Source organism: Microcystis sp. LEGE 08355 (genome assembly GCF_015207185.1).
Classification (GTDB): Bacteria; Cyanobacteriota; Cyanobacteriia; order Cyanobacteriales; family Microcystaceae; genus Microcystis; species Microcystis panniformis.
The window spans coordinates 1-10,723 of record NZ_JADEXI010000108.1 but is presented as its reverse complement, the minus strand read 5'-3'; the positions used below and the strand labels follow the sequence as shown (position 1 = coordinate 10,723).

Below are 10,723 nucleotides of genomic sequence, written 5' to 3'. Positions count from 1 at the left end.
GATGTACGGGAATATCACGATTTAAAAATAAAGTCTCACAAGCGGGGGCTACCATATTTTCGACAAAACGTCCCCATTTACCGCCAAGATTACCAATTTCTTGACTGAGTCTGGTAATTTGGCGATCAGTTGCTTGAAAGCGTCGCTCGGTTTCTTTTTGAGCTTCTACTAATTCGGCTAATAATCTCCAAACGTCATCGGCGGTGGTGGTCATAATTTTTCCTCTAAATTAACTTGGCACTAACCCGATTATATCTTGTTTGAAGGATAGAGCCTGATGGCAGATAATGAAATAGTAGCGATTTTTTTTAATATGGCGGATCGCAATTGTCAGTCGAAATGGCTATCGATCATAGGAATTGGTGAAGATGGCTTAGAAGGGTTAAGTTCAGTGGGCCGAAGTCTGCTTTCTTTAGCATCAGTTATTGTCGGTGGTGAACGTCATCTGGCAATGTTACCCCCAGAGGATCGACGGCAAAAACTGCTCTGGACTTCTCCTATTCAAGACTCTGTGAACGAGATTATCCGCCTTCGTGGTCAATCCGTCTGTGTTTTGGCCAGTGGTGATCCCATGTGCTACGGGATTGGTGTCACCCTCACCCGTCAGATTCCCCTTGAGGAAATGACGATTATTCCCTCTCCTTCTGCCTTCAGTCTTGCCTGTAGTCGTTTGGGTTGGTCTCTGAGTGAAGTGGAAACTTTGAGTTTGTGCGGTCGCCCTCCGGCTTGGTTGAATGGGGTGCTTTATCCCGGCGCTAAACTGCTGGTACTGAGTGCCGATGCCCAGACTCCAGCGATCGCTGCTCGGCTGCTCCGGGAGAGAGGTTTTGGCGAAAGTTCCATCACGGTTTTAGAACATCTAGGGGGAACCCTAGAACGCCACATTCAAGGCATCGCCAACGATTGGCAATTTACAGAGCTGGCGGATTTAAATGTCATCGCCATTAGCTGCATCTCCTCCCATCCCCCCACCCTGGCGCCGCGCCTTCCCGGACTGCCGGATTCTGCTTACCATCATGACGGCCAGTTGACAAAAAGAGAAGTTCGTGCTATCACTCTGAGTACATTGGCTCCCCTACCCGGACAATTGCTCTGGGATGTGGGGGCAGGTTGTGGTTCCATTGCCATTGAGTGGCTGCGGAGCGATCGCCGTTGCCAGGCTATTGCGATCGAACATCATCCCACCAGATTACAATACATTGCCGATAATGCCGCCGCCTTGGGAACGCCTCACCTGCAAATCGTCGCCGGAATCGCACCGAGCGCCCTGGAAGATTTACCGCAACCGGACGCTATTTTTATTGGTGGCGGTATCACCACACCCCAGCTATTGGAAACCTGTTGGTTAGCCCTGCGCTCCGGGGGTCGTCTTGTTGCTAACACTGTTACAATTGAAAGCGAATTAGTCCTCTTGCAATGGCATAGTAAATTAGGGGGGGAACTGCTGCGAATTGGCATTGAAAAAGCCGAACCAGTCGGCAAGTTTTTAGGTTGGAAAGCCATGGCCTCCGTAACCCAGTGGACTGTTCTGAAACCGAGATTGTAAATCCTTGATTTTGTCCTTGATCCCTGTTGCAAAAGTTGTAGATAGAATTTTTTGGCTATTCTTTTCCTGTCTAATTAGTTAGGTGTTAAAAATTGTCAGATCCCCCTGATCAAGAAGGATCAAAGCCCCCCTTATCAAGGGGGGCTTTTTACTGGTTTAAGATGTATAAGTCTGTGATATATTACAGGTTACAAGTCGCTGCGCCAGAAAAGAGCATAACCAGCCCTTGCGTACTTACTAGGGAACCACTTAAAAAAAGGCAAATGTGCGTGTTTACTACTGTTTAATAAAAAAGTTAGCTCATCATAGCTCAACCAGTGTCCGCTCCTGCGCCACCTGCGCCAACCCACCTCGTCAGCGAATTTTTTATACACATCATAATCGTATTCCCCTGGGACACCACCGCAATCCAGCCAGACTTTTTTCTGCACAGAAAAGCCAAATTTGCCGCCGCTATTATCTACCCAGAGCTTATCAATGGTGCGTAACTCTTCACAGGGAAAGTTGTTAATGCTTTCTTCATCTAGCCAGCCTTCATCTTCCCTTTTAGCAATTAACAACATTAACCGCGCCGTTTCCTCATCGGCTTCGCGCCATTGCCCATTTTTCAGATAGGTTTCTAGTTGGGTAAAGAGAGAAGTCTGTCGTTTTTGTTCTAAAAATTCCAAACCTCGACGTTTTTTAACAGGTAATTCTCGATAACATCGCTCCGCTAATCCCTGAGCTTTAGGATTAGATTGATTATAAAAATAGACAATAAAATCAGTCGGATTAGTCAATAAAGTGGCATACATAATGCAAGCCTCGTACCAGAGATTTTGCTCCCAATTTTCCTTGAGTAAATTTTCTTGTTTTAACCGTTTAACTTCCAAAGCGATTAAATAAGACTGAAAAAGATTATGGGCAAACTCATAGTATTCATCTTTTTTCAAAATTAACTCACTCACATGAATTAACCGCTCTACAAAATCCTTAGCCGAAGTGCTTTCAGGATAACCCAATTCCTGAATAAAATTTTGTGTAGAACTCAGTAATTCCGAATATTCAATCGTGGTTGTATTTCCCATTTTCAGGGCTAATTGTTGTAATACCCGTTGACGATGATTTTCCTCATTATTATCTAAAATCATATCAATGCCCCTAGCTTGAGGGCGAGTGATCAATTGCAGATCAAAAATTCGGCGAAATAAATCCACTCGTTGCTGAGGTAATTTTTGTTCCGAGCCAAAGTTTGCCCGATGTAACTGTACTATCATATTCAGATTTAAGGGATTTCTCGCCAAGGCTAATAGAGTAGAACTTTCCCCGGAATCATCGAGAGCAAATAACTGATTAATTAAATCCTTTGCTTTATTGTCGGCAGCTTCTTGTTTTGATTTTAAACTTCTGCTAACTCTGGTTTCCTGCTCTTGCCAGAAATACCATTTATACACAAAATCATGAATATTTTTATCGGTAAATTCATTAATAAACACCTTTTGCCGAGGTTTATGCTCAGAGCTAAACGCTTGATAGCCTTTGGGACGAGAGGTTAAAATAAAATAGTTTTGGCGAAAATCTTGCCACTGTTTGCCAATCCATTGACTGACTTTTTCGGCATATTCGGGTTTAACTTCATCAAAACCATCAAACATCACTAACATTCGCTGACGGGTTAAATGACTTTTAGCCCAGTTCTGAGGTAAATCTAATTCTTGAGAAATATCTTGTTTAAGATGTCGCTCAATTAAGGTCGGTAAATCCAATTCTTCTGTGGTGGTAATCAATTCCTGCCATCTCCGTAAACGTAAAAAGACAGGAATTAAAAAGGTGCATTTTGTTTCGGTTGTTTTAGAGCGTAGTTATAGGCTAAATGACGCAATAAAGTTGTTTTTCCTCGTCCACCAGGAGCCAGAATTAACAACCGTAAATTTGTCCTCTTTTTAGCCCGTCGCAATAAATCCCAAATATCATCCCCCGTACCTTTAGATTCTTCTTCTGAGCGCAGTTCTAATTGACTCAGATCCAAATTAATAAAAATTTCTTCCAGTTCTGGGGTAGAAAAACCAAAGATTGCATCTTCAATCCCTTCAATATCATCATAACGACAATCTGAATCCCGTAATTTAATTAAATATTTCCCGTCAGGATTAGCTAATTGCCAACGTATTTTTTCCAGTCCTTTGTCTAGCCAAACAAAAAAGCTTAAAGCTGTACCTTTACCGTGATCTTTACCTTTGGTTCTTGCCACTTCTAAAAACGCTTTACTCCAGGCTGATCCGTAGGTAAAAAAGCCCGTGACGATAAAGGTGACTCCCCCGACAATAATCGCGTTAACCGTGTCATGTTGACTAAGCCAAGTTAAGATGCCTGTAATGCTACCCCCGATAATTGGAAGGGAAGGAGCGGAGGTTCGGAGTTGATGGGCAACAAAAGCAGTGATTTTTCCCGTCCAAACTTGAGCCTGTTTACTTTCCTGTTCAAAATCTGATTCTTTTTTCTCTTCAGATTCGGATTCTTCCGGCTTTGTGGTTTTATCGTCCATAAACCCCCTTTGATCAACCTCCTCTAATTATATTAGACCCCTTGGGAGTGGTGTTATTGGCTTATAAGTAGGTAGGCGTTAAAAATTATCAGACACCCCCCTTATCAAGGGGGGATTAAGGGGGGATCGGCACCCCCCTTATCAAGGGGGGATTAAGGGGGGATCGAACCGGAAATGTTGCTTTTTTATCCCGATGGACAAGCTTTCACTAGCTATAATGAGGAAAAACAACGAGCGGAACGATTAGCCAATAAACTGCGGGAATTAGGCCTTAATCCTGACGAAATCTAAGTTTATCTCTTAATCGCAGTTTAAAGTTAATCTTTGTTAAGAGACAACTAAAAAATAGCCATAGTGGGCTATAGGTATTTTCAGTATGATGAAGTTAGTTGGCTTAGTACAAAAAAAGGTGGGACTTGCCCACCTTTATCACTAAACTATTGTCCTTTCTCCACTGCTGCCACCATCAATAAAGTTTTGAGGACAGAATCAGGATTAAGACTGATAGAATCGATGCCTAATTCCACTAAAAATTGGGCGAATTCGGGGTAATCACTGGGGGCTTGACCACAGATACCGATTTTGCGATTATGGGCTTTAGCGGTTTCAATAGCCATTTTCACCATGCGTTTAACTCCCTCATTCCGTTCATCAAAAAGATGGGCAACTAGGGCAGAATCCCGATCTAATCCTAAGGTTAATTGGGTCAAATCATTAGAACCGATCGAAAATCCGTCAAACACCTGAGCAAATTGGTCAGCAAGAATTACATTACTTGGTAACTCACACATCACATAAACTTGCAAACCATTAACCCCGCGTTCGAGACCATTTTTCGCCATTTCTTCAAGGACTCTCATCCCTTCTTCGGGGGTACGACAGAAAGGAATCATCGGAATCACATTAGTTAATCCCATTTCTTCCCTGACCATTTTCAGCGCCCGACATTCCAAAGCAAAAGCCTCGCGATAATTAGGATCAGTATAACGGGAAGCGCCGCGCCAACCGATCATCGGGTTTTCTTCCTTGGGTTCAAAGGGTTTGCCACCCAATAAATTAGCGTATTCATTGGATTTGAAATCGGACATCCGCACAATTACATCTTTGGGGTAGAATGCGGCTGCAATCATGGCAATTCCCCGGGCCAATTTATCGACGAAAAATTGGGGTTTATCCTCGTAGTGTTTGGTTAATTCGGCGATTTGGTCTTTTACGTCTCCTTCTTCCAATTCGTGGAATTTCAGCAAAGCGCTGGGGTGGGCCTGAATATGGTTAGCGATAATGAATTCTAGACGCGCTAAACCGACCCCTTGGGCAGGAATATCGGCAAAAGCGAAGGCTTTTTCGGGATTACCGATATTCATGAGGATTTTTGTCCGAGTTTGGGGCAAATTGTCCAGGGGAGTTTCAAGAATTTCAAAGGGTAGCAATCCGAGGTAAACTTTCCCTTCATCCCCTTCCGCACAGCAAACGGTGACTTCCTGACCGGTTTTAATCGTTTCCGTGGCATTATTGCAACCCACGATCGCCGGAATGCCCATTTCTCGTGCGATAATAGCGGCATGGCAAGTACGACCACCCTGATTAGTCACGATCGCGCTTGCTTGTTTCATAATCGGTTCCCAGTCGGGATCCGTGCGATTGGTGACGAGAACTTCTCCCGGTTTAAAGTTGTTAATTTTATCTACACTGAGGATGACTCTGGCTTTTCCTTGACCGATTGCCGCACCTACACTCCGTCCCACCGCTAAAACTTGACTTCTTTGCTTAATCTCGTAGGATTTAAGGATATTAGCGGCTTTTTGCGATTGTACGGTTTCTGGACGCGCCTGAACGATAAACAGTTCTCCCGTGATCCCATCTTTTGCCCATTCGATGTCCATGGGGGTGTAGGTTCCGCGCACTTGCGAGTAATGTTCCTCGATTTGGGTCGTCCAACGGGCTAAAGTGAGGATTTCTTGGTCACTAATGCAGAATTGATCCTGTTCTAGCTTGTTAACTCGGATATTCTTGGTTAGACGCGATCCTCCATCATCGTAGATCATTTTGATCGCTTTACTGCCGAGGCGTTTTTCGAGGATGGGTTTGTAACCGTTTTTAAGAGTGGGTTTAAAAACCAGATATTCGTCGGGGTTAACAGCACCTTGCACGACATTTTCCCCTAAACCGTAGGCTGCCGTGATTAAAGCGGCATTTTTGAACCCTGTTTCCGTATCGATGGAAAACATCACCCCGGAGGTGGCTAGATCTGAACGCACCATTTTTTGGACACCGACGGAAAGGGCGACGGCAAAGTGATCGAAACCGTTATGATGACGGTAGGAAATAGCGCGATCGGTGAATAAAGAGGCAAAACATTTATGACAAGCTTCTAAAACTCCCCTCACTCCCTGCACGTTGAGATAGGTTTCCTGTTGTCCGGCAAAACTCGCTTCTGGTAAGTCTTCGGCAGTGGCGCTCGATCGAACGGCCACATCGATGGAATGATAGAGATCATCGCCATAACGTTCACAGAGTCGGCGATAGGCAATAGCGATCGCATGACTTAAATCATCGGGGAACGGTGTATTGAGGATTAATGTGCGTGCTTGTTTACCTTTTTCCTGCAAGTTCTGCACATCGTTTTCGTCTAAATCTTGGAAAATTTGTCTTAATTGTGCGTCTAGTCCGGCTTTTTCGACAAAGTGACGGTAAGCGTAAGCGGTGGTGGCGAATCCTGTGGGGACATTAATCCCTTTCGGGGTTAATTGTTGGATCATTTCGCCTAAGGAGGAGTTTTTGCCACCGACTAACCCCACATCTTTGCTGTCCACTTCTTCAAACCACAGAATTAATGCTTGTTCTCTAGAGGTTCTCGCAACATCTTGTAGTAGCATCATAAGTATTTTTACCTCTGTACTCTATACTTTCAGTTTAGCGACATACCATCTTCAAAAATCCTTGAGTTTGATATTTATTTACAAAACTCTATAATAGCAAACCCAGCTACGATCACCCTATCTCTAAAGGGTTTAATTGTCTAGCTAGTTGATACAAAAATTAATAAACTAATCAGGAGTCTCAACAGTAACTTTCCTCAATGATAGCCTTAGTTATCTCAAAATAGTTAAGTTTAAGATCGACTATTTTTATTGAGTTCCCTCACTAATTCATGTACGGTAGTGGAAGGATGGGGATCAAAAGGATGTTGTTTTAATTCATCTCGCCGTTTAATAAGTTTTTCGGCGTTGATAATCGCTGTCGGCTGATAAGGCTTTAATTTTTCATAGATATTCTCTCGGTTTTTTTCATATTTTTCTTTCTCGCCAACTAATCCAAGTTTTCTCATTTGATTAGTTAAAATACTCCCGTATCTATCTCTAGGTGTAGCAGTATCAAGATATTGAAAGTGTAAAATATACCAAATTTCAAAGGCTTCATTAGAATAGGCAATCTTGATATTTTCTTTTTGGGCAAGTCTCTCAGCTTGATTAAATTGCTCTTTGGTATAATTATCTTTATCAAAAACACACCAAACTTGATCGTAAGATGCTGATTTTTCATTGTTTTTAATATTAATTGCTTTCTTGACTAAACTCAAGGTATTTTGACCTTCTCCCTTAACTTTTATTTTAATGTTATTAGATTTTAAATCTTCTCTCAAACAAGTAAAGTAATAGTATTCAGTTTTTTCTCCTTCACAAACAATCAAAAATGTTTCCCTTGGCTGTCTCTTGTTAGCTTGACGTTTTAAATAACTATAATTACCATCTTTTTTAGCCATAATAATCACCGATAACTTTGCTTAAATCACCAATAAAAGGTATGGCACCATAGCGACCTTGAATATAATCTTGTTCAAAGGAAGCATTATTATCAATATCAAATTCGACCAGAGAATATAAATCCGTTGCTTCTTGGCGATTTTTTTCGGTAAACCAGATTTGATCTCTCCTAAACAGTTGATTACTAAGTAAATTAACATCATGAGTAGCAAAAATAAGTTGAGCATTTTTAGGGTTTGTTTGTTGAGAGTTAAATAATCCAATAATTGCTATTGCCATTAAGGGATGCAGTAGGGAATCCAGTTCATCAATTATCAATACCTCACTTGCTTTTAAAACCGATAAAATAGGTGCTAATAAGGCAAATAATTTCTGAGTGCCACGCGACTCATGTTTATTCAGTTGAAAGCTTTCTAACCCGATTACCTTTCCATCTAAATCATACTTTTCATGATAGGTTTCAATGGAGTTGTAAACTGTATCTGGAATATCCTTATGAAAATTATCTAGGGGTTTCCGTCCCACTTCTATACTCATATCCTTAATACTCAAATCTAATTTTTTAATTAAGGAAACGATTTCATTTTTAAGATTTTGCTCTCTAGAAAGATAGTCAATAGATAGCTGTCTTAAATTTTCAAGTTGCGAACCCGATATAATCTTTAACCTACTAAACCAGAGTAAAATCTTACCTGCTAACGGATCATTAAACTGAGCAGCAATCGATAGAAATAAGGTGTTTTTTTTAGTTAAATCTTTGACATCTTTGCCCTTCATCAGACTTTTGCTATATTTAATTTTATCTTTTTCCCGACTAAATATATTAGTTTTACGAGTTTTAGGAGTGCAAGATAACCCCTCAGAAATTACTCGCTCTTGAGTGACTTCAAAGCTATATTCATAGGTCTTATTATCTAGATAAAAAACTATCTTAAAAAAAGAAGGTTTATCTTCGGTTTCAGAACTTAATCGAAATTTTTCTAAATCTATCTTATCTGTAATTTGTAATTTCGAGGAATTAATAACAAAACTTTGCATAAAATATAAGGCCAGAATCAAATTACTCTTACCACTAGCATTTGCTCCATAAATAGCAGCACTTTTTAGTAAACTAAAATTCTGATTAACCTTAAAAACATTATTTTTATCAAGCTCATCATTATCTGCAGCTTCATCTGCAGCCACCATACTGAGAGTAACTACATCCTTAAAAGACCGATAATTACCGACACTAAATTCGATGAGCATTACATACTAACCCTAAAAGTCTCTGGGTAATTGATGAAGACTATGCTTTTATGATAGGCAATTTGTCAACATTTAAAAGGAAATTTTTCTCAGGTGTGTTAGCGTCATGTAACACACCCGACATCTCTACATTTATTTATAGTTGTGTAATGGTGACATCAACAGTTTTAACCGTAGTTCCCAAACTGGATAAAGGAGGTTGAATTTCCTGTTCATTACCCACCACAAGAGTCACAATTTGATTCGGTTGCAGATATTGTTGGGCCACTCGTTGAATATCGGCAATTGTCACCCCTTTGACCGCTTGTTGATAACGGAAGATAAAATCTTGGGGATAACCATAGTATTCATAGGTCATCAATCGCGATAAATTCTGACCAGGTTTCTCAAACTTAAAAACAAAAGAATTGAGAATAGCATTTTTAGCGTCTTCTAATTCTTTGGCAGTAACGGGTTGATTGCGAAGGCGCTCGATTTCGCCTAAAATTGCCTTAATAAAAGGTACGGTGGCATCGGTGCGAGTTTGACCTCCGGCAATAAATAAACCGGGATAATCATAACGACTATTCCAGACACCATAGACAGAATAAGCTAATCCTTGACGGGAGCGCACTTCATTAAATAAACGACCACCAAAACCGCTTAAAATCTCATTTAATACCGTTAAAGCAGGATAGTCGGGACTATCCAAACGGCCCCCAAGATGACCTAATAAAACGCTACTCTGGGTTAATTGGGGTTGATTGACGACAAAAACACCTTGAAGATTTTTTTGGGTTGCCGAAGGGGTGACAATTTTAGGGGTAGTGGCGGGATTTTTCCAATCGCCAAAAGTCTTATTGATTAATGCTTTCATCGACTGAGAATCAAAATCACCGACAATTCCTAAAATTATTTGGTCGGGACGGACATAGGTACGATAAAAATCGATTAAATCCTGACGGTCAATATTAGCTAAAGTGCTATATTCTACAGTACGAGCGTAGGGGCTATTATCACCATAGACTAGCTTTTTAAACTCCCGACTAGCAATATCACTGGGATCATCATTACGTCGAGCAATCGCTCCTTTTTCCTGAACTTTAGCTAATTCCACCCTCTGACTTTCAAAAGCTGGGGAACGCAAAACCTCAGCAAAGAGATTAAAAACTGCTTCTAAATCTTCACTAAGGGCGCTAAAACTAGCAGTTCCAGCGTTAAGATCGATCGAGGTTTCTACGAGGGCTGCTCTTTGTTCTAATACTTGATTTAAGACATTAGAAGGATGTTTTTCCGTGCCACCACTACGCAGCACGGTTCCAGTAATATCGGCTAATCCGACTTTTTCCCCCGGTTCTAATCTTCCTCCCGTCCGAATCATCGCCGTACCACTCACTAAAGGTAAGCTGGGATCCTCCACTAAATAAACCACCATACCATTATCTAGTTGATAGCGCTCGTATTGGGGAACTGTAACTTCAGGAAGGGGAGGAAAAGTTAAATCGGTAAAATGTCGCGGGGTTTGGGCAATTGCCGGGGAACGAAAAGCTAGGACACCTATCAGGGTGAGCAGGATTAAACCTAGCCATTGTAAGCGTTTTTTCATGATTATATTTATTTTAGGTTTTAGGTTTTAGGTTTTAGGGTGTTAGGGTGTTGGGG

General features: G+C 41.2%; 8 protein-coding genes. 1 reads left to right on the top strand and 7 read right to left on the bottom strand.

Annotated features, from left to right (window positions below; all coding sequences use genetic code 11):
- On the bottom strand, positions 1–214 hold a 214-nt coding region (locus tag IQ242_RS07875), incomplete at its 3' end, for a DUF3782 domain-containing protein (RefSeq protein ID WP_193959581.1).
- Between the two features lie 63 nt (positions 215–277).
- On the opposite strand from IQ242_RS07875, the gene cbiE reads away from it, so the two are divergent.
- Positions 278–1,546 carry a precorrin-6y C5,15-methyltransferase (decarboxylating) subunit CbiE gene (gene cbiE, locus IQ242_RS07870; RefSeq protein ID WP_193959580.1) on the top strand — a complete coding sequence of 423 codons (1,269 nt, stop codon included), beginning with the start codon at positions 278–280 and terminating at the stop codon, positions 1,544–1,546.
- A gap of 188 nt (positions 1,547–1,734) precedes the next feature.
- Here cbiE and IQ242_RS07865 read toward each other — a convergent pair whose 3' ends face one another.
- From IQ242_RS07865 to IQ242_RS07845, 6 genes are all read right to left on the bottom strand, one after another.
- Positions 1,735–3,312 carry a GUN4 domain-containing protein gene (locus IQ242_RS07865; RefSeq protein ID WP_228020877.1) on the bottom strand — a complete coding sequence of 526 codons (1,578 nt, stop codon included), beginning with the start codon at positions 3,310–3,312 and terminating at the stop codon, positions 1,735–1,737.
- Positions 3,313–3,347: 35 nt separating this feature from the next.
- Positions 3,348–4,070 carry a hypothetical protein gene (locus IQ242_RS25970; RefSeq protein WP_228020876.1) on the bottom strand — a complete coding sequence of 241 codons (723 nt, stop codon included), beginning with the start codon at positions 4,068–4,070 and terminating at the stop codon, positions 3,348–3,350.
- Between the two features lie 437 nt (positions 4,071–4,507).
- Complete coding sequence (gene ppsA, locus IQ242_RS07860; RefSeq protein WP_193959579.1) at positions 4,508–6,949, bottom strand: phosphoenolpyruvate synthase; 2,442 nt, start codon at positions 6,947–6,949, stop codon at positions 4,508–4,510.
- A 233-nt stretch (positions 6,950–7,182) separates the two neighbouring features.
- Entirely contained in the window at positions 7,183–7,833 is a 651-nt protein-coding gene (locus IQ242_RS07855) for an RloB family protein (RefSeq protein WP_193959578.1), read from the bottom strand.
- Positions 7,826–9,082, bottom strand: a complete 1,257-nt coding sequence (locus IQ242_RS07850; protein WP_193959577.1) for an ATP/GTP-binding protein — start codon at positions 9,080–9,082, stop codon at positions 7,826–7,828. Before IQ242_RS07850 ends, IQ242_RS07855 begins: the two co-directional genes overlap by 8 nt.
- A gap of 136 nt (positions 9,083–9,218) precedes the next feature.
- Positions 9,219–10,667, bottom strand: coding sequence for a pitrilysin family protein (locus tag IQ242_RS07845; RefSeq protein ID WP_193959576.1), 1,449 nt, complete (start codon positions 10,665–10,667; stop codon positions 9,219–9,221).
- Between the last annotated feature and the right edge of the window lie 56 nt (positions 10,668–10,723).